Origin of the sequence: Algoriphagus yeomjeoni (genome assembly GCF_049821175.1) — a bacterium.
Taxonomy (GTDB): Bacteria; Bacteroidota; Bacteroidia; order Cytophagales; family Cyclobacteriaceae; genus Algoriphagus; species Algoriphagus yeomjeoni_A.
The window spans coordinates 728027-752536 of the sequence record NZ_CP187512.1; the positions used below are offsets into that span (position 1 = coordinate 728027).

General features: G+C 40.3%; 19 protein-coding genes. 7 read left to right on the plus strand and 12 right to left on the minus strand.

The features are described 5' to 3' along the window. The first annotated feature begins 66 nt into the window (after positions 1–66). Both kdsB and ACPUEN_RS02840 read left to right on the plus strand, forming a co-directional pair. Positions 67–795, plus strand: a complete 729-nt coding sequence (gene kdsB / locus ACPUEN_RS02835; protein WP_425638317.1) for a 3-deoxy-manno-octulosonate cytidylyltransferase — start codon at positions 67–69, stop codon at positions 793–795. A gap of 426 nt (positions 796–1221) precedes the next feature. Then, a complete protein-coding gene (locus ACPUEN_RS02840; protein ID WP_425638318.1) occupies positions 1222–5547 on the plus strand; it encodes a PAS domain S-box protein in 4326 nt (1441 codons plus the stop codon). A gap of 18 nt (positions 5548–5565) precedes the next feature. On the opposite strand, the gene ACPUEN_RS02845 is transcribed toward ACPUEN_RS02840, so the two are convergent. From ACPUEN_RS02845 to ACPUEN_RS02865, 5 genes are all read right to left on the minus strand, one after another. Beyond that, positions 5566–6276, minus strand: a complete 711-nt coding sequence (locus tag ACPUEN_RS02845) for a LytR/AlgR family response regulator transcription factor (protein WP_111610472.1) — start codon at positions 6274–6276, stop codon at positions 5566–5568. Positions 6277–6278: 2 nt separating this feature from the next. Then, a complete protein-coding gene (locus ACPUEN_RS02850) occupies positions 6279–6602 on the minus strand; it encodes a hypothetical protein (RefSeq protein WP_111610471.1) in 324 nt (107 codons plus the stop codon). 11 nt (positions 6603–6613) lie between these two features. Further along, the gene (locus ACPUEN_RS02855) at positions 6614–7030 is read right to left on the minus strand and encodes a hypothetical protein (protein ID WP_425638320.1); all 417 of its coding nucleotides are present in this window, start codon (positions 7028–7030) and stop codon (positions 6614–6616) included. A gap of 764 nt (positions 7031–7794) precedes the next feature. Continuing rightward, positions 7795–7941: a lmo0937 family membrane protein gene (locus ACPUEN_RS02860; RefSeq protein WP_111610469.1), complete on the minus strand. Its 147-nt coding sequence runs from the start codon at positions 7939–7941 to the stop codon at positions 7795–7797. Between the two features lie 218 nt (positions 7942–8159). Beyond that, on the minus strand, positions 8160–8828 hold the full coding sequence (locus ACPUEN_RS02865) for a YggS family pyridoxal phosphate-dependent enzyme (protein WP_425638321.1): 669 nt from the start codon (positions 8826–8828) through the stop codon (positions 8160–8162). Between the two features lie 49 nt (positions 8829–8877). On the opposite strand from ACPUEN_RS02865, the gene ACPUEN_RS02870 reads away from it, so the two are divergent. Next, positions 8878–10428, plus strand: a complete 1551-nt coding sequence (locus ACPUEN_RS02870; protein WP_425638322.1) for a GH3 family domain-containing protein — start codon at positions 8878–8880, stop codon at positions 10426–10428. Continuing rightward, positions 10425–11045, plus strand: a complete 621-nt coding sequence (locus ACPUEN_RS02875; protein WP_425638323.1) for a LysE family translocator — start codon at positions 10425–10427, stop codon at positions 11043–11045. Before ACPUEN_RS02870 ends, ACPUEN_RS02875 begins: the two co-directional genes overlap by 4 nt. A 121-nt stretch (positions 11046–11166) precedes the next feature. Here the strand turns inward: ACPUEN_RS02875 and ACPUEN_RS02880 are convergent, their stop codons facing one another. Continuing rightward, positions 11167–12465 carry an APC family permease gene (locus ACPUEN_RS02880; RefSeq protein ID WP_425638324.1) on the minus strand — a complete coding sequence of 433 codons (1299 nt, stop codon included), beginning with the start codon at positions 12463–12465 and terminating at the stop codon, positions 11167–11169. A 309-nt stretch (positions 12466–12774) separates the two neighbouring features. Between ACPUEN_RS02880 and ACPUEN_RS02885 the strand changes: the two genes are divergently transcribed. Both ACPUEN_RS02885 and ACPUEN_RS02890 read left to right on the plus strand, forming a co-directional pair. Continuing rightward, a complete protein-coding gene (locus ACPUEN_RS02885; protein WP_425638325.1) occupies positions 12775–14343 on the plus strand; it encodes a sulfatase in 1569 nt (522 codons plus the stop codon). Between the two features lie 157 nt (positions 14344–14500). Beyond that, positions 14501–15934 (plus strand): sulfatase, encoded by a 1434-nt coding sequence (locus tag ACPUEN_RS02890; protein WP_425638326.1) that lies wholly within the window; start codon positions 14501–14503, stop codon positions 15932–15934. A gap of 47 nt (positions 15935–15981) precedes the next feature. On the opposite strand, the gene ACPUEN_RS02895 is transcribed toward ACPUEN_RS02890, so the two are convergent. The 5 genes from ACPUEN_RS02895 to uxaC all read right to left on the minus strand — a co-directional run bounded on the left by ACPUEN_RS02895 (position 15982) and on the right by uxaC (position 21336). Further along, positions 15982–16914 (minus strand): UDP-glucuronic acid decarboxylase family protein, encoded by a 933-nt coding sequence (locus ACPUEN_RS02895; RefSeq protein WP_111610462.1) that lies wholly within the window; start codon positions 16912–16914, stop codon positions 15982–15984. A 391-nt stretch (positions 16915–17305) separates the two neighbouring features. Continuing rightward, positions 17306–17860 (minus strand): sugar O-acetyltransferase, encoded by a 555-nt coding sequence (locus ACPUEN_RS02900; RefSeq protein WP_425638327.1) that lies wholly within the window; start codon positions 17858–17860, stop codon positions 17306–17308. Continuing rightward, complete coding sequence (uxuA, locus tag ACPUEN_RS02905; RefSeq protein WP_111610460.1) at positions 17857–19032, minus strand: mannonate dehydratase; 1176 nt, start codon at positions 19030–19032, stop codon at positions 17857–17859. The genes ACPUEN_RS02900 and uxuA overlap by 4 nt, the downstream gene beginning before the upstream one ends. 43 nt (positions 19033–19075) lie before the next feature. Then, positions 19076–19894, minus strand: coding sequence for an SDR family oxidoreductase (locus ACPUEN_RS02910; RefSeq protein WP_425638328.1), 819 nt, complete (start codon positions 19892–19894; stop codon positions 19076–19078). 2 nt (positions 19895–19896) lie between these two features. Further along, positions 19897–21336: a glucuronate isomerase gene (gene uxaC / locus ACPUEN_RS02915; RefSeq protein ID WP_425638329.1), complete on the minus strand. Its 1440-nt coding sequence runs from the start codon at positions 21334–21336 to the stop codon at positions 19897–19899. 176 nt (positions 21337–21512) lie between these two features. Here uxaC and ACPUEN_RS02920 point away from each other — a divergent pair, with 176 nt between their 5' ends. Next, positions 21513–22535, plus strand: coding sequence for a LacI family DNA-binding transcriptional regulator (locus ACPUEN_RS02920; RefSeq protein WP_425638331.1), 1023 nt, complete (start codon positions 21513–21515; stop codon positions 22533–22535). 132 nt (positions 22536–22667) lie between these two features. Here the strand turns inward: ACPUEN_RS02920 and ACPUEN_RS02925 are convergent, their stop codons facing one another. Further along, positions 22668–24503: a RagB/SusD family nutrient uptake outer membrane protein gene (locus ACPUEN_RS02925; protein WP_111610456.1), complete on the minus strand. Its 1836-nt coding sequence runs from the start codon at positions 24501–24503 to the stop codon at positions 22668–22670. Between the last annotated feature and the right edge of the window lie 7 nt (positions 24504–24510).

The window sequence follows — 24510 nt, forward strand, 5'->3', positions numbered from 1 at the left end:
GGGGACTAGTCATTCTGCTGGATTCTTAAATCTCATATTTCAACTTCCTAATTTCAAATTTACCATATGCCTAAAATTGCCGCTCTCATCCCCGCCAGATATGCCTCTACCAGATTACCTGCCAAACTAGTCCAAGATTTAGGAGGTAAATCAGTGATTCAGAGGACCTATTTAAGCACATTGGCGACGAATGTCTTTGATGAAGTGTGGGTGGTAACTGATCATTTGGAGATAAAGAAGCAGGTAGAGGAAGTCGGAGGAAATGTGTTTTATAGTGAGACAGCTCACGAAAGTGGCTCCGATCGAATAGCAGAGGCACTGGAAAAAGTAGAGGCCGATATCATTGTGAATGTCCAGGGAGATGAACCTTTTCAAGATGAAAAATCCCTGAAAGACCTTGTAGGAGTATTTGAGAATAAAACAGTGGAAATTGCTTCACTGAAAACTTTGATTTCTGAGGATGAAGCCCAAAATCCAAATTTTGTTAAAGTGATTACCGATCTTAAAGGTGATGCCCTCTATTTTTCAAGATCACCTATTCCATACAATCGGGATAAAATCAGAGACCTTCAGTATTGGAAGCATATAGGAATATATGCCTATAGAAGAGAAGCCTTGATTCACTTTACTTCTTTGGAGAAAAGTACGCTGGAAAAGGTTGAAATGCTTGAGCAATTGCGGCTGCTTGAAAATGGGTTTAAGATCCGGATGGTTTCCACAGTTCATCATGCTGTGGCAATCGATACGTTGGAAGATCTGGAACGAGCCAGAAGTATTTTGGGATTGAGGAATTAACATACTACTTATTCTCCATTAAAATCCTCTCAATCTACGTCATTTTGACAAGTGGAACGATAGCCGGATTATTTTCACATTACCAGCGCGAAGAGAAATCCCTTGACTTGACCTAATGAGATTTCTCCTCCCTTTGTACATCGAAATGACCCTGAAATGAATCCCTTATCCCTAATCCCTAATCTCTCAATCCCCAAATCTCCTAATCTCCCAATCTTTCAATTTTCCAATCTTCCATTACACCAATCCCAAACATGTTTTAATTTTTTAATCATCAGAGCTTTATTCTTCCGATTTCCTTTACTAGTTTTAGTTCATAAAATTTTTCACCTAATTCTTAAACAGATATTTTAACTTTTATAATTCCCTCCTGACTACATTTTCCGCAGTTTCAACTCCCAAGATTACTTTGATACAATGCAAAATATGAATCACTCATATGGAGACAGTTCTAGATTAAAATCACTAGAAGGACTACAAATCCTAAATACAAATAAGGATATAGAGTTGGACGGTATAGCCAAACTCTCCACGATGATTTCGGCTGCCTCTACGGGATTAATCTACTTTTTCGGGGCTGATAAGGTTTGGATAAAATCTATGCAAGGGGAGACTCAAAATATTGCTTCTTCTGATCTGGACTCTACTTTTTCAGCACTTCAGCGTTCGGAGATTATTCTAATGTCAAAGGAGGGTCAGGATTTCGACATTCCATTAAGAGAAAAAGGGTTTAATTTTTTCGCTGCTCTTCCGGTTAAGGATATTCATGGGAATCTCTTAGGAGCTTTGGCTATGCTGGACCTGGAGTCCAAAACGCTGCATGAGGAACAGATCACCGGATTAAAGATTCTAGCAGGTGGTCTGATGAGTATGGTTCGTGACAGGAAAATCAATATAGAGCTCAATCACTATGAAAAACTCTTTAAGTTCTCGTCGGACCTAGTTTGCGTAGCAGGAACAGATGGTTTTTTTAAAAAGGTGAGCCCCTCTTTTCATCAAATCCTGGGATGGGATATAGATACTTTGTTGCACAAATCTCTCTTTGAATTGATTCATCCTGATGATGTGGACAAAACTGCTTTGGAATTGGAAAAATTATCCAATGGGATCCCTACGATTAACTTCATACATAGCTTCAAAACCATTGATGGTTCCTATAAGGTACTTCAATGGATGGCTTCTCCAGAACCTGATACAGGAAATATCTTCGCAATTGGAAGAGATATTTCGGAGGAAAGAAAAAAGGAATTAAAGCTTGTAGAAAGTGAGGAGAAGCTCAGGTCATTTTTCGAGAATTCTCAAGGACTCATGTGTACGCATGATCTAAAGGGTAATTTTCTGACTGTCAATTCTTCTGGAGCTGAGATTTTAGGATACACGGTGAGTGAAATAAATGCGATGAGCCTTTATGATATTATGCCCACCGATAAACATGATGAACTTGAGAATTATCTAAAAGTAATTTTAGCCAAGGGCAAAGCCAATGGGCAGATGATAACCAAACACAAAAATGGTTCTCCCCGCATTTGGCTATTCAATAATGTATTGGAGAAAAGCAAGGTGGATGATTCCACCTATGTGATCGGTAACGCTATTGATATTACTTCTCGGTCAGAACTTCAGGAGGATCTGAAGAAAACAAAGCAATTGCTGGAGGAAACGGGTAAAGTAGCGAGAGTTGGAGGCTGGAGTCTAGACCTTATTAGTAAAAAAGTGCTTTGGACACCCGTCACCAGATTAATTCATGAAGCTGAGGATGATTTTGAACCGAACATCGAGACCGGGATCAATTTTTATAAGGAAGGGGAAAGCAGAAATAAAATTTCGGAAGCTGTTGAAAAGGCGGTTGCTACTGGAGAGCCCTGGGATCTAGAATTGCAGCTCCTCACCCAAAAAGGGAATGTATTATGGGTGCGGACAATTGGGCACCCAGAATTTACTGATGGGAGATGTACTCGTGTATTTGGTACATTTCAGGATATTGATGAAAGAAAGAAGATTGAGTTGGAAGCGGCAAGGGCCAAAAAAACACTGGATGATGTATTTAGTGCTTCTTCAGAGGTAAGCTTTATTGCCACTGATCTAACTGGAATAATCACTGTTTTTAATAGTGGAGCAGAAAAACTGCTGGGTTACTCCTCGGAGGAAATGGTTGGAAAGCATACCCCAGCAGTTATTCATATAGAGGAAGAAGTCCAGGAGCTTGGATCAGAACTTTCGGAGGAATTTGGAAGACCAGTTTCAGGATTTGAAATTTTCATAGCTCGACCTGAGAGAGATGGTTCCGAGCAAAGAATCTGGACATACCTGAGAAAAGATGGAGATAAGCGTTTGGTTTCATTGATTATTACTCCAATAAAAGATCCTGATTTTACAAGCATAGGATACTTAGGTGTAGCAATTGATATTACGGAAAATAGAAAAATAGAGCTTGACCTTATCAATGAAAAGAGTAGACTATCTGCTTTTGTGAAACATACGCCTGCAGCTGTTGCCATGCTGGATAAAGAAATGCGCTACCTCGCTGTTTCAAATCGATGGATAGATGAATATAAGTTAAGCGGTAAAGCTTTGATCGGTGAATCACATTACGATGTTTTTGCGGACAGTATGACTCCTACTGTGGTGGAAAGGCATAAGCGGGTATTAAACGGAGCTATAGAGAAAAAAGAAGAAGAGGTATTAACTCTTCAGGGATATGATAAGCCACAATATGTGACTTGGGAAATGCGCCCTTGGTATCTACACGATGGGGAGATTGGAGGGATGATGATTTCCACACAAAACATCACCTCGCTCATCAATCAGCGGGAAGAATTAAAATTGGCCAAAGGCCAGGCAGAAGAAGCGAGTAAAACAAAATCTGAGTTTTTGGCCAATATGAGTCATGAAATCAGAACCCCACTGAATGGAGTTATTGGATTTACTGACTTGGTGCTCAAAACGAAATTGAATGAGACACAGCATCAATACTTATCTATAGTCAATCAATCTGGAAATGCCCTTCTGAGTATAATCAATGATATTTTGGATTTTTCCAAAATAGAAGCAGGTAAACTCGAACTGGATATTGATAAGGCTGATCTCTACGAAATGTGCGCTCAGGCTACTGATATTACTACCTATCAGATTCAGAATAAGGGGCTAGAAATGCTTCTTAATATAGAAAGTGACCTTCCTAGATTTATCTATGCTGATTCGGATAGACTGAAGCAAGTTTTGGTCAATCTATTGGGCAATGCCTCCAAATTCACTGAACAAGGTGAAATTGAATTGAAAGTCGAGAACCTGGAATCTATAGGCGATCATTCTAGATTAAGATTTTCGGTTAGAGACACCGGGATTGGAATTCATCCTGATAAACAAAAAAAGATTTTTGAAGCTTTCTCCCAGGAGGATAGTTCCACTACCAAGAAATATGGTGGCACAGGCTTGGGTTTAACTATCTCCAATCGTCTTCTTGGGTTAATGGATAGCAAGTTGCAATTGATTTCCAATATTGGCAGAGGGAGTACCTTCTTTTTTGAAGTGACCCTAGAAACAGAAATGGGAGAACCTATAGAATGGTTTGACATTGATGAAATCAAAAAGGTTTTGGTGGTAGATGACAATGAAAACAACAGGCTAATTGTCAGCCAGATGCTATTATTGAAAAACATCCAATCCAAGGAAGCCACTAATGGTCTTGAAGCCCTTCAGGTTTTGGCTACAGGCGAGCATTTTGATGTGATCTTAATGGATTACCATATGCCATTTATGGATGGTCTGGAGACCATAAAGAAGATCAAAGAGAGCTTTGTGGCAGATTTAAATAAGATGCCTGTGATTTTACTCCAAAGTTCTTCAGATGATCAAAAAATACTTCAGGTTTGTAAGGAGCTTGGCGTGAAGCATCGCTTGGTGAAGCCCATCAAACTTCAGGATTTTTATTATGCCCTTTCCCGCTTACACAGCCTAGAGGAAGTTAATTTAAGTGCAAAAAAAGAGAGTGTCGCGCTACAGCAGACGCAGTACAAAATTTTAATTGCCGAAGACAATAGGGTGAATATGCTACTTGCAGAAACTATTATTGAGCGCACCTTTCCAAACGCCATTTTAATTAAAGCAATTAATGGGGTAGAGGCTTTAGAATATTGTAAAATGGAAATGCCTGACCTTATTCTGATGGATTTACAAATGCCTGAAATGAATGGTTATGAAGCCACCAGAAACATCCGGGCAATTACTAAGGACAGCCAAGTGCCAATTGTTGCCCTTACAGCTGGAAATGTAAAAGGAGAACGGGAGAAATGCATGGAAGCTGGGATGGACGATTTTGTAGTAAAACCAGTAGTAGAAGCCACCCTGCGAGAAGTATTTAAAAAGTGGCTTGTAGTCCATACTACAGCTAATTCCCAAGCTGTTTCTGAAAACCACTATTCCAAAAATACCTTAATTAATTATACCGATAATAATAAACAGGTGTTAGCTAGGATTTTAGACACGGTAAAAGCTGAATTGAAGGGATCTCTCCATGACATGAATATGAGAATAGAGGAGGAGGATTTGGATGGATTGAATGAGGCAAGTCATAAACTTTATGGTACTGCTGTATCTTCCGGTATGCCAATCCTAGCAAAAATGGCTACAGGGTTTGAGCAAGTTTCTGTTTTTGACAAGAACCTACTTTTGGAAAAATTAGATCTGATGAGAAATGAAATTGAATTGGTACTAAACCAGATTCAATTGCAAAAGCAGGAATTAGGTGATTAAATGGCAAACCTGTTGGATTTAAATCAGGTTAAGCCTGCTCATCAGTTCAGCTCGCCTTGATCTGCTGATAGGGATTACTGATTTTTGAATTAGGACGGTATTGTCCTGTATATCAATTATTTTATGAAGGTTGATGATATAGGATCTATGAACTTGGAAAAATGAATCAGGAGATAATTTTTCGAAAATCTTTGAGAGTGTACTGTGAACTTTAAACTCCTGATTGTCTAACTTAATAAGGGCATAATCACCCTGTGCTTCAATCAAATTGACCTCATTTGCATTGAGTTTTATCAGACGCTTATCAATGTTGATGTAAAATTGATTCTTATCCCCATTATCTAAATTCGTTTGAGGGGCAGTTTTGACCTCCTTTTTATATAGTTTGAAGACTCGACTGATTGCTTTTTTTAATCGATCTGGGTTTATAGGCTTCACTAAGAAATCAATGATACTTTCATAATCAAAGGCATGTATGGCAATACTTTGGTCTGAAGTAGTCAAAATGATATGCGGTGGCTTTTTCAAGGTTTGAATAAAATCAAAGCCACTGAATCCTGGCATATGAACATCCAAAAATATCAGGTCTACCTGTTCCTTGTTGAGGAATCTAAATGCATCCATGGCATTTGAAAAACTTCCTAGGACCTCCAAATCAGGCTCTTTTTCACATAAAAAAGTTAGTATTTCTCTTGACACACTTTCGTCGTCAATGATAATGCAGTTCATATCTACTCATATGGTTCAGGAAGAAATTTAAGAATATTACTCATAACTTCCTGAAAATCTAGTTGATAATTTAAATTTCCTGACATTAAAGCTGTTTCATGCTTCTCAGTAAGGGTTAAAGCCTCTTTCATTTGAAAGAAAGCCACTTTGTGTTTGATCTTATGTACGACTTCTGCAGCCCAATAGTAATTATTAGTGCTGATGGCATGTTGGTAAGTAGCATACTCAGTTGGGAGTTCATCAAGCAATAATTTGAAAATTTTCATTTCGAAATTTTTGTTGCCTTTTGACAATTCTTTCAAATACTTTAAAGAGGGTGTTTCCATAGTGTTCTAATTCAAAAACTTAAGATTACATCTGCTTTTCTGGAAAGAGACTTTTTTGAAATCGCCAAGTTGAATTCATTGACTATTTCAGACAAGTTAGCTGAGTACCTTTTCGCGTCTTCATTTTGAAGGCTTATCGCAAAACATGCAAAAATCCAGGATTTAGAATCTTTAATGTGGGTGATGTTGATTTCTCCGATGAAGCCATTGAATAGTTCGAATGCTTTTCTGATGAAATCTTTAAAAAGTAGCTTCAGTTGCTTTGGGTCACCGTTTATTAAGGGCAACGTGTTGTCAAGTTTGATATTAAAATTGGCTTGCCCTTCAAAATCAACAATTATTCCTTTAATCATTTCATAGCTGTCTACTATTTGATCCGATTGATTAGTCCCATAGTGGGTGATAATTAGATCCGTGAGATTTACCATGTTTATTGATTATTCGGTTGGAGATTTAATCAGGGCAAGCCGGGGGTGGGGGTGAACAAACAACTTATTCTGCGCTCCTTTTCTACTCTAACTACTGCTTTATATAAATTCTATTAATTTATGTTTTGTGCAAACTTGATTGGCTAAAGGATATCGCAACTTGTATCGTGCTATTCCAGATTGCTTGTCACAAATGTCATAAATAGAAAAATCTAAAATTTGGGATTATGGGTCAGTTGAAATAATCTATAGTCGAATTGCACTCAATTGTCGGTGAATGGTATTGCAGCTTGCCGGAGTTTAGTACTTTTTTATATTTCCGTCCAAATGAACCTTCTTACCCCTCATTTCGACGAGTGAAACGATAGGTGGATTAATTCCCAAAAAATAACGCGAGGATAAATCTCATCAGTAGACCTAATGAGATTTATCCTCCCTGCAGTCGTCGAAATGACCCTGAATTCAATGGTTTTTCAGCAATTCCCAATCCCGAATCCCGATTCCCCAAATCTCCTAATCTTCCAATTTTCCAATCAATTTCATCTACCTACCCGTCATTTCGACGAGCGAAAGGAAACCTATATTAGGTCTCAAAAAATAATGGGAGAAGAAATCTCATCAGTAGGCCTAATGAAATTTCTCCTCCCTGCGGTTGTCGAAATGACCCTGAATTCAATGGTTTTTCAGCAATTCCGAATCCCCAAATCTTCTAATCTCTTAATTTTCCATTCTTCCAATCTTCCAATTTTTTAGTCCTCCCCAAACTATCTACCTCCAATCAATCGGAAAATAACAGCAACTAATGCTAATACTAGAAGAATGTGAATAAGGCCAGTGACACTGTAAATAAATACTCCGATTATCCAGCCAATCAATAGAATGACTGCGATAAGATATAATAATGAACTCATGATGTGATAATTTAATTATTGTTTGAACTTCTACTTTCCTAGAATTTCAATCCTAATGCCACTAACAGAAAATGCCCTAATTCAGCGAATTAAGGCATTTTCTGTTGGTTTACTTCGATTTTTAGAAATTTCTGGGAATAATAAATCCCATAGCGGGTATATAAATATCAATGCAATTGGATACCAAATCCCAAATCCCAAATCTCAAATCCCAAATCTTAACCTCTCTCTCCAAAAATTGCTGAGCCTATTCTTACCATGGTACTTCCTTCCTCCTGAGCGATAAGGTAATCCCCACTCATTCCCATGGATATATCTTTCAGCTGTACAAAACCCGGAAGTTCACGCCCTTTTAGCTCTTCAAAAAGTGTCTTAAGTCCTTTGAACTCCTTCCTCACCTGATCTTTATTTTCTGTAAAAGTAGCCATTCCCATTAGTCCTTGAATAATCACATGACTTAGGTTCAAAAAGTCAGGATTTGACAGCATTTCATTCAATTCCTTGGAATCAAAACCGAACTTACTTTCCTCCTCGGCAATGTGCATTTGAAGTAGCACATTTATTTTTCTATCTACCTTTTTTCCCTGCTTATTGATTTCTTTTAACAGCTTGAAAGAATCCACGCCATGAATCAGGTGTATGAAGGGAGCTATGTATTTGACCTTATTACTTTGTAGGTGACCGATCATATGCCAGTGGACATCAGCTTGCATTTCAGGTTGTTTGGCTTGGAGTTCTTGCACTTTATTCTCTCCGAAGTCTCTGATTCCAGCCGAATAGGCCACTTTTAGATCTTCCAAAGGCTTTGTCTTACTTACAGCAACTAAGAAACATTCCTGATTTATGAATGTTTTTTTTACTTTTTCGAGGTTGGCTTTGATGTCCATTTTCTATTTTTATGCTTTACTATTTTTAAAGAAGGCCTAAAACAAAGATATGGCGATCATTAGTACTTTACTAAAAAAAGGCATACGTCTGAGAGAGAGTCTAGAGCAGGAGTACTCTCACCCTTTGGAGCTACAGCGTCAGGAATTAAAGAAATTACTGATTCATGCTGCTGAAACAGAGATTGGGCGGAAATATGATTTTGGTAAAATCCTTAAAAGCTTCCGAAAGGGAAAGGATGATTTTTATGAGATGTATAAATCTCAAGTACCTATTTATGATTATAACCGAATTCACGAGGAATGGTGGCACAAACTGCTAGAAGGGAAATCAAATGTCACTTGGCCGGGTCCGGTTAGGCATTTCGCCCTGAGCAGTGGTACTTCTGGTGCTACCTCCAAATTCATTCCCATCACCAGAGATATGGTGAAAGCTATTCGTAGAACAGGGGTGCGCCAAATTCTTTCACTTTCCAAATATGATCTCCCAGCTTCTTTGCTGACCAAAGGGATTTTGATGTTGGGTGGAAGTACAGATTTGGAGTTTAATGGCACTTATTTCTCCGGAGATCTGAGTGGGATTACCACAGGAAGATTACCGATTTGGTTTCAGCGATTTTATAAGCCAGGGAAAAAGATTTCACGAAGCAAAAACTGGGGAGATAAACTAGACCAAATTGTAGAGAAAGCGAAGTCCTGGGATATCGGGATTATCGTTGGGGTACCGGCTTGGCTTCAGATCCTGATAGAAAAAATAATTGCTCACTATCAGGTAGAGAATATCCATGAGATCTGGCCAAACCTGCAGATTTTCGTTCATGGAGGCGTTTCCTTTGAGCCTTATAAAAAAGGATTTGAAAAGCTCTTGGGCAAGCCATTACTGTATTTGGAAACTTACTTAGCTTCCGAGGGATTTTTGGCTTTCCAGGCCTTGCCAAATCGTAAATCCATGCGTTTGGTTCTCAATAATGGGATTTTTCATGAGTTCGTGCCTTTTACTACAGAAAACTTTGACGAGGATGGAAATATCAAACCCGATGCAAATACCCTGAAAATAGATGAAATAGAGGTAGGGAAGGACTATGCGCTTCTGATTAGCACCTGCGCAGGAGCTTGGCGTTACCTGATAGGTGATGTGGTACGTTTTGTATCCAAGGAGGAATCAGAGATAATAATTACCGGTCGCACCAAGCATTTCTTGAGTCTTTGCGGAGAGCATCTTTCTGTTGATAATATGAATAAAGCCATAGAACTCACCGCTGAAGAACAGGATTTAAATATCCGTGAATTCACCGTGATTGGGGTTCCGCATGGTACTTTGTTTGCCCATCATTGGTTTATAGGACTTGATGCAGCTATTGAGTCGAAAACCTTAAGTGACACCATTGATAAGTATCTGAAAGTTCTCAATGATGATTATGCTGTGGAAAGAAACCATGCTTTACGGGATGTGATTGTCTCCGTAATACCATCTTCTGTTTTTTATGATTGGCTGAAAGCACAAGGAAAAGAAGGAGGTTCTTACAAATTCCCGAGAGTGCTCAAAGGCGATAAAGCTGCAAATTGGCAAGCATTTTTAACTACTAGAGACATCAAGCTGTGAGTGAAGCACTGCTTGAAGGAGTCAGTATGGGATTATTGCTTTCAGCAATGATTGGTCCCGTTTTTTTCACCCTTATCCAAAGTAGTCTCGAAAAGGGCTTTCGCTATGCTGCAATGGTTGCTTTGGGCATACTCACCTCGGACACACTTTACGTATTACTCAGTTTTTATGGAGTCAAGTTTCTAGCCGAAGCCACTTATTTCGAATCTATTTTAGCTTATGTGGGAGGAGCTATACTTATTGGTTTTGGAATAAGCTATTTGGTAAAAAAGCAAGATGCCAAGCCTGATGCAGTGGTGGAAGGGTTGCGCAGAGCCAAAAAGCGAAGTGCATTTCTCAAAGGATTTAGCATCAATGGAATCAATCCATTTGTACTCTTATTCTGGATTTCCATTGCCAGCTTGGTTCACTTAAAAGCCGATTTTGACACCACAGATATTTGGTCCTATTACTTGGGAATACTTCTTACTGTTTTTGTAATTGATCTTATCAAGGCCTATATAGCCCAGAAATTAGCTCAATTTGTAACCGCAAAATTTATGTTTTGGCTAAATAAAGCCGTCGGCATAGTCATGATAGGTTTTGGAATTAGACTGATTTGGTTTGCCCTAGGATAGGGTTAAACAATCTGTCTTACTAAAACTCATTTGAAATCATACTAGTTGTACCATTTAATAACACGCGAGATCATAGGGCGTCTCCAAGTTATGCAATCGTTATCATGATGGTAGTAGAGATTTACTTCTGCGCTTTCCCCAACCAATACAAGCCTGTTCCAACTCCAATCAAAACGGCAGTGAGCCAAATGGAGGTCCAACTCACCTGCAGCATCAGCCATAGGCAAGCAAAAATTCCCAGTATTGGGATGAGGTATCCGCCTTTGAGGATGAAGTATCCCTGATCACGAAACTTTGGTCTCAGAACCGGTATCGCCGCACAGGTCATGATGAAAAGAAACAATCGGGATAATACAGTCATGGCGGCCAAAAAGGTAAAGGAGCCCATCGCAGCCAATACAAAAGCGGCTACTCCAAAGAAGAAAACTGAATTAGCCGGAGTCAAAAACTTGTTGCTTACCGCCCCAAACCAGCTTGGAAGCGATTTTTCCAAAGCCAAAGCATAGGTGATTCTGGAGGCAGAAAACATCGAGCTAATCAGATTAGCTAAGACTGAAGTAGCTACGCCAATCATCAGAATTACTGCTCCAATACTTCCAAATAGGGCAGAAGAAGCATCTAGAAGTGGACTGCTGCTTTCTGCCAGATTGGGTACGGCAGCCTGTGACACCAGCTGGATCAGCATATAAATGCCAGTGACTACTACCAAACCAAGAATTAAACCTAAAGGCATGTCTCGCTTCGGTTGCTTGGCTTCACCCGCTGGCACGATCGCTCCCTCAAATCCCACAAAGGCATAAATCAAAAGTAAGGTGGCTGCACCCAAATTTGAGCCAGTTGGCAATGGACTATCAAATCTAGGTATGACGTCAGGCCCGATCAGTAAGAAACCTCCGAATACCAATCCGATTAATACAGAAAATTTGATAATCGTAAAAATGGTCATAGAGCGAATGGACTCTGAGGAACCCAGGATATTAATCAGGCTGAGAAGCCCACAGGTCAGGGCTAATGAAATCAATCGACCAATTCCATCACCCATGACTGGAAAGAAATAGGCGATGCTGTCTGTGAGCAAGACGGTATTCGCTGCAAATGAAATTAATCGAGCCAGATAGTACAGCCAGCCTCCCTGAAAGCCCACAAATGAGCCAAAAGCCAGTTTTCCATATCGTATAGGTCCGCCTGTACCACGAAAGTAACTGCCGATCTCTGCAAAGCTCAAAATCACAGGAAGCATCAAGAGCGCACAAAAAACATAGATTAACACACTGTATTCACCTGCAAGTCTGGCTGCTCCCGAAGGCAGTCCAAAAATACCGGCACCAATCAATCCATTGACTACCAACATCCATACACCCCAAAGACCTAGGTTTCTGGGTAATTTTTCTTGAACTTCTTCTGTTGTTTTTTCTTGCACAGGTAGTTTTTTTTAAAAAAGATTGTTGGCAAGATAATTCGAAAATTGAATTTTGGAGGACTAAAGGTCAAATATCCTGTCAGGATGTTATTTTCAATTCCGGTTGTTTGAAATTTACTATTTCGAAACCTGACCTAAGGATTTTCAATTTCATATTACCAAAAAGTAACTCAGACAAATGCAAGAGAACCAGGGCGCCAACTGACAACTAATAACTGACAACCGACAATCTCCCCTTTATCACATTTAATCTTTTGTTTTCCCCATATCTTGATCATCTTAGTTATTTCAACCCATTTTAATCCTCTTATGCTGAAGAAACTTTTCCCACTAGCATGCCTCATGCTCGGGTTTTATCAGGCTTTTGCCCAATCTGCCGAGCAACCCAATATTGTATTTATCCTGGTGGATGATTTAGGTTATCATGACCTTAGTGTGACGGGTAGTTCTTTCTACGAGACTCCGCATATCGATGAGCTCGCAGCAAAATCCTATCAGTTTTCCCAGGGATATACCGCTTCGCCAGTTTGTAGCCCGGCAAGAGCCAGTTTAATGACTGGTCTGACTCCGGCAGTTCATGGGGTGACAGATTGGATAGGAGCGGCTTATGGAGAGGACTGGAGAAAAGCCGGAAGACATACCAAATTACTGCCGCCGAATTACGAACACGCATTGAAGGCTTCTTATGTAACTCTTCCAGAAGCATTGAAAGAATCAGGTTACGAGACTTTTTTTGCAGGAAAATGGCACTTGGGCGGAGAGGGTTCTTATCCTGAAGACCATGGCTTTGATACCAATATTGGTGGGTATTCCGCTGGCAGTCCTAATGGAGGCTATTTTGCTCCCTATCAAAACCCAAAAATGGAACAAGGACCGGATGGTGAAAACCTAAGTATGCGCCTAGCTACCGAAACTGCCAAGTTCATCGGCCAAGATCACCAAAAACCGTTTTTTGCTATGCTATCCTTTTACGCAGTACACGGCCCGATACAGACTACAGAAGAGAAGTGGACAAAATATAGAGCCAAAGCTGATGCTCACGGAATCGCTGACCATGGCTTTGAAATGGAAAGGCGACTTCCGATTCGACAGTTTCAAGATAATCCTGTTTATGCGGGGTTAGTAGAGGCGATGGATGATGCGGTAGGTGTGGTGACAGAAGCGTTGGCGAAAGCTGGCTTGGATGAAAATACCATTATCGTATTCACCTCAGATCATGGTGGCGTAGCTTCAGGAGATGCTTTTTCCACATCCAATTTGCCACTAAGAGGCGGCAAAGGATATCAGTGGGAAGGTGGGCTTCGGGTGCCTTATTTTATCAAGGTACCAGGGCAGAAAGAATTGATCACCTTGGATGTGCCGGCCAGCGGGATAGATTTTTACCCAACCCTTTTGGAACTTGCAAATGTAAAAATGCCAGCAGGAGTTGATGTTGAAGGGGTGAGCTTAGCTCCGGCGATGCAAAAGAAGAAACTAGCTTCTCGACCGCTTTATTGGCATTATCCGCACTATGGCAATCAGGGCGGTGATCCTAGTTCCATTATCCGTGAAGGAGATTGGAAGCTGATTTATTATTGGGAAGATAAAAGTGTGGAGTTGTATGATCTGGCAAAAGACCCAAGTGAGCAGACTGACTTAGCTGTTGAAAACCCAAAAGTGACTAGAAAACTTACGGCAGATTTATTGAAGTATCTGGAAAAAACTGGTGCAAATCAGCCAATGGATGATCCTGAGTATGATGCGGTCTTGCATCAGGAAGTTTTGGATAGAAATAAAAATGTGAGGATGCCAAATTTAGAGGCTGAGCGAGTGAAAATGCTAAGTCCTGGATATACCCCAAATGCGGACTGGTGGGGGAGTAAGGTGACGAAGGATTGAGAAGATGGAGGAAGTTGGCAGTTCTCGGTTGGCAGTTGGCAAGTGGAAATGTTGGAAAGTGAGAAGGTTTAGAGTTGTCAGGTTGAGCGGAGTCGAAACCTTCATTAAATGGGTATCTGAAAGTTTTAAAGTCATTACTTAGTAAAATTCTCTGTCTGTGAAAAAATATATCCTATTCAATTTGCTTCTCCTATTTGTAGTTGGGAGTTCTTTTTCTCAGAATATATCTGAGCGATCAAATAAGCCAAATGTAGTGCTGATTAATGTGGATGATTTGGGCTGGTCGGATTTGGGATTTATGGGTTCGGAGTATTACGAAACTCCGAATCTGGATAAATTGAGTAAGGAAAGTAAGGTTTTCGTGCATGCCTATGCCGCTGCTTCCAACTGTGCTCCAAGCCGTGCTACCATGATTACAGGAAGATATCCTATGACCCATGGAATTTACACGGTACATCCTGCAGACCGCGGAGATAAGAGAACCAGACAATTAATTGCTTCGCCAAATGAAAAAGTCATAAATGACAGTTTGTATACACTTGGGAAGTTTTTTAAAGAAAATGGCTATACCACAGGCGTTTTTGGTAAATGGCATATCTCTGATGACCCGAAGACCCACGGATTTGACGTGAATGTAGCGGGTAGCCAACGAGGCCATCCTGGAGAGGATGGCTATTTCAGTCCTTACAATTTCAAGTTGGAACCTGAAGTGCAGGGTGAATACCTTACTGATCGCTTGACTAGTGAGGCAATAAAATTTGTTGTAGAAAACCAGGAGAAGCGCTTCTTTCTGTATTTGCCTTTTTATACTGTTCATACACCGCTGATGGGCAAGCCGGAGTTGGTAGAAAAATATATAAACAAGGAAGGTAGCAAGGGGCAACATAACCCAGTTTATGCAGCCATGATTCAGAGTATGGATGAAAATGTGGGTAAGCTTTTGGGAATACTGGACAGCTTAAGGCTCGTAGAAAATACTCTTATAATTTTTACTTCAGATAATGGTGGTATTCGCGCGACAAGCTATCAAGATCCGCTTAGAGCAGGAAAGGGTAGCTACTACGAAGGGGGAATTAGAGTGCCTTTACTTGTCAAGTGGCAAAACCAGATTAAGTCAGGAGTAGAAAATACTCCAGTTGTACAGATGGATTTTTATCCCACCCTCAAAGCCTTGATTGCACCAGAGAAAGAGCTCAGGCTGGATGGAGAAAGTATTCTACCCTTACTTTTTGATGGAAAGATGAAGGAAAGAGATCTGTTCTGGCATTTCCCGATATATCTGGAAGCGTATGATCCAAAGGAAGATGGATCCAGAGATCCGCTGTTCCGTACTCGACCGGGTTCTGTAATCCGCTCTGGAGATTGGAAATTGCACCAGTATTTTGAAGATGGAGGGCTAGAACTTTTTAACCTAAAAAGTGACCCTTCTGAGTCAAAAAACCTTGCTACTTCAAACCCGGTGAAGGCTCAGGAGCTTTTACAGAAATTGGAAAAATGGAGAGGAGATTATAGAGCGCCGGTTCCGATGATAAAGAATCCTGATTACGATTCTGACTTCGAGAAGGAAGCTATTCAAAATGCTATGAAATAAAAAAAACCATCATTTGATGGCTTTTTGTGTATTGATTGGTGGCTTTTTTAGATTACTGATTCAAAGTATTCTATCGTTTTGATTAGGCCTTCTCTTAGGTTCACTGTAGGTTCCCAATCCAATTCTTTTTTTGCTAGATCGATCACCGGTCTTCTCTGCATAGGGTCATCCTGAGGAAGAGGCATGAAGATCATTTTACTTTTACTGTTTGTCAGTTCGATGATCTGTTGAGCAAGTTCCAGCATAGTGAATTCACCGGGGTTTCCAATATTCACAGGTCCAGTGAAGCCATCTCGGCTATTCATCAATCGGTACATTCCCTCAATGTTATCATCTACGTAGCAGAAAGACCGGGTTTGCATTCCGTCTCCATACATGGTGATGTCCTTTCCTTGAAGGGCCTGCACGATAAAGTTACTTACTACACGTCCGTCATTTGGATGCATTCTAGGTCCATAGGTATTGAAAATTCGCATCACCTTAATCGCAACCTTATGCTGTCTGTGATAATCAAAAAAGAGTGTTTCAGCACATCTCTTTCCTTCGTCATAGCAAGCCCGGGGACCAAGGGTATTTACACTTCCTTTGTAGCTTTCTGGCTGAGGATGAACTTCAGGGTCTCCGTAAATCTCCGAAGTACTAGCCTGAAGGATTTTGATTTTCAATCGCTTTGCCAAGCCCAGCATATTCATCGCGCCAATCACAGACGTTTTTGTAGTCTGAACTGGGTCAAACTGGTAATGAACAGGGGAGGCAGGACAAGCTAAATTATAGATTTCATCTACTTCTACATAAAGCGGATGTGTAACATCGTGTCTTAATAATTCAAAATTCTTGTTGTCCAGTAGATGATGAATGTTTCTTCGATTTCCTGTAAAAAAATTATCTACACAAAGGACTTCATTTCCTTCTTTCAGAAGTCTATCACAAAGATGGCTACCTAGAAATCCGCCACCACCACTTACTAATACTCGTTTCATGTGTTTATAATTAGATTTTTTAAGGTCACATGGAATCTCGCAAGTTGAATAATCACCACTCTGTGTGATTCTTGAATCATGCTCGATTTCATATAATACTATTGATTTTTTAATGCTATCCCGATAACTATTGTGAAGAATCTCGCTTGGATTATATCATCACAGTTTGTGACGGTTTTGTCAGGCCTGAATGAGGCAGACAAGCACGATTTTATTCAGTCAAAACAAAAGGGTTAAAAACTATTGTGCCCAAAAATAAGCAAATGTTTAGCAATATAAAGGAAATACAAGACAGCTCAGGAAATTTCACCAATTCGGCATTTGAGTCATTCGAAAAATATAAAATCCAAGCCAGACACTCCAACTTCAGTTCTAGTCACACAAACGGTAGTTACTTCAGATTCTTAATGACTTTAGCAGGATTGCCACCAATGACCACATCTGCAGGAAAGCTCTTGGTAACTACCGCCCCAGCTGCAATTACTGTCCTGTCGCCGATGGTAACTCCGGGGCAAATCACGGCTGATCCTCCGATCCAAACGTCATTTCCTATACTGATTGGCTTGCCATATTCCCACATTTCTCCTCTCACAACTGGATCGAGCGGGTGGGTAGCTGGATAAAACTGCACATTGGGAGCTACAAGTACTCTATCACCGAGTGTAACTTTGACAACATCCAGGACAACGCAATTGAAGTTGAAGAATACATCATCTCCAACTTCAATATTTGATCCGTAGTCACAGTAGAAAGGAGGTTCAACCCAAAAGTTTTTACCTGCTTTCCCAAAGATTTTTCGAATGAGAGAAATCCGAAACTCGGTATCCTCTGGATCTGAATCATTGAGGGATTTTACCAGTTTTCGTACTTTCAGACGTGCAGCTACCAATTCCGGGTCTCCGGCTTGGTAGAGCTCGCCTGCAAGCATTTTCTCTTTTTCGGTCATTTTGATTTGGTATAAAGCAAACCTGCTTCTACTCCTCGGATTTCAGCAAGACCTTTCAGCCTTCCAATAGCTGAATAGCCTGGGTTGGTTTTTTTATTCAAATCGTCTAGCATCAAATGGCCATGATCTGGTCTCATCGGAAGGCTTTTGCCTCGTTTTTGCTGGACATCTATCACAGCATCTATTACCTCCACCAAATTCGCATTTCCTTCCAAGTGATTGTCCTCAAAGAAATTACCATGCTCATCTCTTTTGGTGCTTCGCAAATGGATGAAGTGAATGTGATCGCCAAATTCCTTGACCATCGCAGGAAGATCGTTGTCAGCTCTTACTCCAAAGGAACCAGTACAGAAAGTTAGGCCATTGGCAGGACTCGGCTGATCTCTCAGAATTCTTCGAGCATCATCCGCTGTGCTCATGATACGTGGAAGACCAAACAAAGGGAAGGGAGGATCGTCTGGATGAATCGCTACGCACATGCCATTCTCTTCTGCCACTGGTACAATTTCATCCAAAAATAATCGCAAATGATCTGCTAGTTTGGCTGCATCAATTCCATCGTAAGTTGCTAGCATGGTTTTGAATTCTTCCAACGTATATCCAATCTCAGAACCAGGTAAGCCTTTGAGGATGTTGTCGAAAATCATTTGATGCTTTGCAGGAGTTAGGGCTTCGTAATATGCCTTCACCTCGGCGTATTCTTCTGCCGAATATTCAGCTTTTGCTTCTGGTCTTTCCAGAATAAAAAGGTCAAAAGCCTGAACCGCTTTCTTTTCATAAAGCAAAGCTTTTACGCCATTTGGAAGTTCGAATTCAAGATCTGTTCTAGTCCAATCTAGAATAGGCATGAAATTATAACAAACTGTATAAATGCCTTCAGCAGCAAGATTTCGGAGCGTTTCCTTATAGTTTTCGATTACCTGAAGGTAATTCCCAGAACGTGTCTTAATTACTTCGTGAACTGGTACAGATTCCACAACTGACCAAGTCAGGCCAGCAGCTTCGATAGTATTTTTACGTTTTTTGATTTCTTCTCTTGACCAGGTTTCTCCATTTGGAATATGATGGAGAGCAGTCACGATTCCTGTCGCTCCTGCTTGTAGTATATCTCTTAGACTTACTGGGTCGTTTGGGCCATACCAGCGCATGGTTTGCTCCATTTTATAGGTCATATTGTAATTGATTTGAGATTTTTAAATTTGAAATTTCAAATTGCTAAACTCCTGAATAGGCTCCAAAACCACCATCCACTGCGACGATAGTTCCTGTGACAAATTCAGAGGCATCAGCGCAAAGCCAATGTAATGCACCGTTAAGATCTTCTGGCTTACCAAATCTATGCATTGGCGTATGGCTGATGATTTGATTTCCACGTCCGGTAAGGCTTCCGTCAGATTCTGTAAGCAATGCTCTGTTTTGCTCAGTCAGGAAAAATCCTGGAGCTATAGCGTTCACTCTAAACTCAGCGCCATGTTTTGCACAAAGCTCCACTGAAAGGAACTTGGTTAGGTTATCAATAGCAGCCTTGGCAGAAGCGTAGCCCATCACACGCGTCATAGGTCTGGAGGCGGCCATGGAGCTAATGTTGATGATGTTTCCTTTGCCATTTTTTAGCATTAGTGGAAATAAAATCTTAGATGGAATGGCTGTTCCAAGGTAATTCAGGTCCATCACTTTTCTTAGTCCATCCAGCTCCAGATCCTTTAATGTTTTGTCAGGAGTGATTACAGCACCAGGCATATTACCACCTGCGGCATTGATCAAAATATCCAGGTAACCATGGTCTTTTTCAATTGCAACACAGACATCTTCTATACTTTTTTCGTCGGTGACATCGCAGATATAGCCAAAGGCTTTACCTCCGTGAGCTTTTATTTGCATTACTAAATCATCGACCTTAGCTGGCGTACGCCCTAAAATCAGGACCTCAGCGCCTTCGCTGGCAAGATATAAACTCATTGATGTACCTAATACTCCAGTTGCTCCGGAGAAGGCTATTTTTTTTCCTTCAAGAGAAAATAGTGAACTGCTCATAATTAAACGTGAATGTTTTTGGGACTAAAGTCAAAATACTGCTTGGCATTGTAGTAGCAAATTCCTGAGATGATTTCCCCAAGCCATTTCTCATCCCAAGGAAGTTCGCCATTGGCTACATCTTGTCCAAAAAGGTTGCATAGGATCCTGCGGAAATACTCGTGACGTGGAAAGGAAAGGAAGCTACGGGAGTCAGTTAGCATTCCGATAAAACAGCTGATTAACCCCATGTTTGAAAGTGTATTGAGTTGCTTCTCCATGCCATCCTTCTGATCGAGATACCACCAGCCTGATCCAAATTGGATTTTACCTCGCACCGATCCATCATTGTAATTTCCTATCATCGTAGCAAAAACCTCATTATCACGGGGATTGAGATTGTAAATCACAGTTTTTGTCAACTGGTCATCGGAATTTAAGGCATTGAAAAATCCTGACATGGCTTTAGCCTGATCAAAGTCTCCAATGGAATCAAAGCCAGTATCTGGTCCAAGGATTCTGAGAGAACGCTCGTTGGTGTTTCTCAAAGCGCCTAAGTGAAATTGCTGCACCCAACCTTTGGCATGGTACATTTTACACAGAGCCATTAGCGTAGTGAACTTGAAGAAATTCACTTTTTCAGTAGATAAATTATCACCTGAAAGCACTTGAGAGAATATGGAATCTGCTGAGAAGGCATCATCTTTATAGAAATACAATTGCTCAAGTCCATGATCAGATAATCTACAGCCTCGCTCGTGGAAATAGTCTATCCTAATGCTCATAGCCTCCAGCATTTTCTCATAAGAATTGATTTCAAATCCGACACTAGAGCTCAAGCTGGATATGTAAGCCTTATAGGTAGTTGGATTTTCTATTGCGTAGGCTTTATCTGGGCGGAATGCCGGATACATACCCAGATCTTTCCCTTTTTTGTGAAAAGAAACATGTTGATCCAATGAATCTATCGGGTCGTCCGTGGAGCATACCACTTCTACTTTCATCTGAGCCAAAAGGCCTTGAGTAGAGTAGGAGTCTCCTTCCAAAATAGTGTTGCAATGCTTGTAAACTTCTGCTGCATTTTTTTCAGAAAGTAACTCATCAAAACCAAAGTATCGCTTTAACTCTAGATGTGACCAGTGGTATAGTGGGTTTCTAAGCGTATAAGGTAAAGTTTTGGACCAGCTTTTAAATTTCTCTTCATCTGAAGCGTCGCCGGTAATAAATCTCTCATTTATTCCAAAAGTTCGCATTGCCCTCCATTTGTAATGGTCACCGGCAAGCCAGATTTTAGAGATGTTTTCAAATTTTTTATTGGCATTTATTTCAGCTGGCGGAAGGTGATTATGATAATCTATAATGGGTAAATCCTTGGCGTACTGATGATAAAGAACTTTTGCGTAGTCGTTTTGTAAAAGAAAATCCTCATTCAGGAATGACGATTTCGTTGTTGAATAGGGCATCTGTTATTTTGGCTAAATTTCTACAACTTATTATTGACTTAAAAATACCTCGAATCGACTGTATTTAGGTAATAAAATGCGGAAACGATTTCGAAATTATGCAAGTGGTATAGGCCAAATACGGGCAATCATTCGTAATTTGTGATCAATAAACGACCCATTTTACCTTTAATACCATGGCTTCAGGAATTAGTTTAAAAGAATTAGCTGCGGAACTTAAGCTTGCTCCTTCAACTGTCTCACGCGCTTTGAATGATAGTTACGAAATATCAGAGGCAACTAAAAAGAAGGTGATAAGTATGGCTGAGAAGCTAAATTATCATGCAAACCCTTTTGCACGTAGCTTGCGGGAAAATAAAAGTAAAACGATCGCAATTATCATCCCCGAGCGTATCAACAGTTTTTTTGCGCAAGTGATGGATGGAATCGAAGAGATAGCACAGGAGCATGGCTATCATCTTTTAATCTACAATACGCATGAAGATATGGAGCGTGAGCGGAAGATCGTGAATTTGCTTCTGAATGGCAGGGCTGATGCGATCGCGATGTCTGTGACTAGCCAAACTAGTGACAACTCGCATTTGAAGAAACTACACGATAGAGGGCTTCCAATCATATTTTTTGATCGGATAAGCTCGGAGATTCCCACTACCAAGTTTATTACCAATGATTACGAAAGTGCTTATGAAGCTACTCAGCACTTAATAAATCAGAATTGTAAAAAAATTGCATTTTTTACCTTGTGCGTAGATTTGTCCATTAGTAAGGAGAGACAGCGTGGATTTAATGATGCTATCGCAGATGCAGGAATTGAATTGGACCCTTCCATGACGCTTTATTGCGGCCATGATGAACAGAGCAACATAGAGAAAATTCAGGAGTTACTCAATTCAGCAAATAGACCTGATGGGATAGTTACCTCGGTAGAGAAGTTAGCCTTTGCTACCTACCAAGCTTTGAAGCGAACTAATTTGAGAATGCCTAATGATTTAAAATTGATCAGTTTTTCAAATTCTTCTATTGCTGGCTTATTGAATCCTTCGCTAACTACGATCACTCAGCCTGCTTCTATGATCGGCAGCGAATGTGCAAAGTTGCTCATTAAAAAATTGACAAAGCCAAATCACTATGATTTAATAGATCAGGTAATTACAATACCCTCTAAAATAACAATCCGAGAGTCAACATGTCAGGAATAGCTTAAACCTGATGCTATCCTTAGATGCTGCTCCAAGTTTGGAGTAGCATTTTTTTTTGGAAAAAAGTAGTAGAAAAAAAACGGAGACCAGTTGTTGATTCTGGTCTCCGTTGGTTCATGAGTTGAAGATTGATTATTCTTCCGTTTCTATAGTAGTAAGTGGAGGAATGTTGTTTTCAAATCCATTGTATCCCTCATTTTGGTTGAGGTGACCTTTAGTATTAGAATTAATTGCATTCTGTGGAATAGGCCATAAAACATGATACGGACTCAGTGTATACGTATCCCCGTGTCTGGTAAAGACTCCTTTATTGTAATAGTCTGTCACTTCCATGATTCTATCATAGTAGAAGTTATCCTTAGAGAAGTTAGCCTCATTGTAGGTCTTGCCGTTGTAAGCAGCTTTACCAGTCATTGCAAATATTCTGGCAATTCTGGTTAACTCAGTTTTTCTAGGCTCTTCATAATACAGCTCCCGAGCTCTTTCATCCAATACAGTTCCAATGTTGATTTCTGATGCTTCATATGGTGCTGCACCTGCTCTAGTTCTTACTGCATTGATATCATCTGCTGCTCCAGCTAAGTCTCCTAACCAATATTTAGCTTCAGCTCTCAACAAATAAGATTCTGCCAATCTGAAAATATACCAATCGGTAGGCCCGCCTTGTGGCTGATTACGCTGTGCATCTGGGACGAATAGTTTGTAATGTGGCCATGAGAACCAACTTCTAATGGTATCTACTACTAGCACCACTCCATCTTCGTTTCTGAATTCCAGGTTTTGCCCGTAATATGGGTCATTTGAAGAAATATCAGGGTTGTTGTAAACCAAGTCTTCCATGTCCATCCAGTTACCAGGAGCGTGTCTCAAGTCATTTTCATCATCCCAAATCATGCTTTGGTGATACCAAGTTGCCCTTAATCTTCCGATTCCTCGACCGAATTCTGTTACCTGGTCAATAGGAATAGCTGATCTGTCCGAGGTTCCTTTGTTTCCGGTAGGTGTATTGATATTACTACCCCAGAATGGAACTGCATTACGCATCGTAATAATTCCGCCAGAGTTTCCATCTGTATCAACTCTGTCCATTACCAAAAGAATTGTTTCAGTGTTACTAACAGGAGACTTGTTTTCCGGTCTGTGAAGGTCCCAGATTACGTTTTTAGTAGGGTCATTGGCAGATACTCCAAATCGCTGTTTCATAAGGGCATAGGGACCGTTATTAATAAGACGATTTGCTACATCAAGTGCATCTTGAAATTCTCCTAGAGCTAGGTTGATCTTGATCAGCAGGTGTTGTAATGCTCCTTTTGGCACTCGCCCACGATCCATTACTTCTGGGATCCACTCTTCGCCCCATTCCAGATCTTCTTTCATTTTTCTCAAAATCACTGTACGTTCGGTAGAGTAGAAGTCAAGCTTTGGTTCTACGATTTCCTCTAGAATCAAAGGTATGTCACCAAATTGCTGAGTCAGTCTATAGTATCTTAATGATCTATGGAAATAGGCAGTGGCTAATAAGTGATTTCTTTCAGCCTCTGATTCATAATCCTGTGGCTCATCTATTCGGGATACTACCGTATTTGCATACTTTACTCCCTTATAGCCTTCATACCAGTACCATCCGATTCTATTGGTATTGACACTATTCAAATTTGCATCAGGAGTTATGAGCAAATTCATATCCTGAGCTGGGCCGGATTTATCTGTAGTGCCCTCTACCGCTACTTCGCTGAAAATATGCTCAGTAAGAATAGGAGAACCATCACCGGTGTATTCATGGCGCATATTACGCTCACATGCTACTAGAGCTGCCCAAAGGCCGCTAACTTCATTATAGGTGTTTTCTGGGGAGTAAAAGGAAAGAGGCTGAGGTTCTAGCCAGTCTTCATTACATCCAGAAGTGACAACTACAATCAATCCTGTCATAAGGATCTTTATATAATTTATTTTACTTCTAATTTTCATGTTAAAG

Coding starts and splice junctions, on each gene's coding strand:
- kdsB (WP_425638317.1), top strand. CDS start 67: ATGCCTAAAATTGCCGCTCTCATCCCCGCCAGATATGCCTCTACCAGA.
- ACPUEN_RS02840 (WP_425638318.1), top strand. CDS start 1,222: ATGAATCACTCATATGGAGACAGTTCTAGATTAAAATCACTAGAAGGA.
- ACPUEN_RS02845 (WP_111610472.1), bottom strand. CDS start 6,276: ATGAACTGCATTATCATTGACGACGAAAGTGTGTCAAGAGAAATACTA.
- ACPUEN_RS02850 (WP_111610471.1), bottom strand. CDS start 6,602: ATGGAAACACCCTCTTTAAAGTATTTGAAAGAATTGTCAAAAGGCAAC.
- ACPUEN_RS02855 (WP_425638320.1), bottom strand. CDS start 7,030: ATGGTAAATCTCACGGATCTAATTATCACCCACTATGGGACTAATCAA.
- ACPUEN_RS02860 (WP_111610469.1), bottom strand. CDS start 7,941: ATGAGTTCATTATTATATCTTATCGCAGTCATTCTATTGATTGGCTGG.
- ACPUEN_RS02865 (WP_425638321.1), bottom strand. CDS start 8,828: ATGGACATCAAAGCCAACCTCGAAAAAGTAAAAAAAACATTCATAAAT.
- ACPUEN_RS02870 (WP_425638322.1), top strand. CDS start 8,878: ATGGCGATCATTAGTACTTTACTAAAAAAAGGCATACGTCTGAGAGAG.
- ACPUEN_RS02885 (WP_425638325.1), top strand. CDS start 12,775: ATGCTGAAGAAACTTTTCCCACTAGCATGCCTCATGCTCGGGTTTTAT.
- ACPUEN_RS02895 (WP_111610462.1), bottom strand. CDS start 16,914: ATGAAACGAGTATTAGTAAGTGGTGGTGGCGGATTTCTAGGTAGCCAT.
- ACPUEN_RS02900 (WP_425638327.1), bottom strand. CDS start 17,860: ATGACCGAAAAAGAGAAAATGCTTGCAGGCGAGCTCTACCAAGCCGGA.
- uxuA (WP_111610460.1), bottom strand. CDS start 19,032: ATGACCTATAAAATGGAGCAAACCATGCGCTGGTATGGCCCAAACGAC.
- ACPUEN_RS02910 (WP_425638328.1), bottom strand. CDS start 19,894: ATGAGCAGTTCACTATTTTCTCTTGAAGGAAAAAAAATAGCCTTCTCC.
- uxaC (WP_425638329.1), bottom strand. CDS start 21,336: ATGCCCTATTCAACAACGAAATCGTCATTCCTGAATGAGGATTTTCTT.
- ACPUEN_RS02920 (WP_425638331.1), top strand. CDS start 21,513: ATGGCTTCAGGAATTAGTTTAAAAGAATTAGCTGCGGAACTTAAGCTT.
- ACPUEN_RS02925 (WP_111610456.1), bottom strand. CDS start 24,503: ATGAAAATTAGAAGTAAAATAAATTATATAAAGATCCTTATGACAGGA.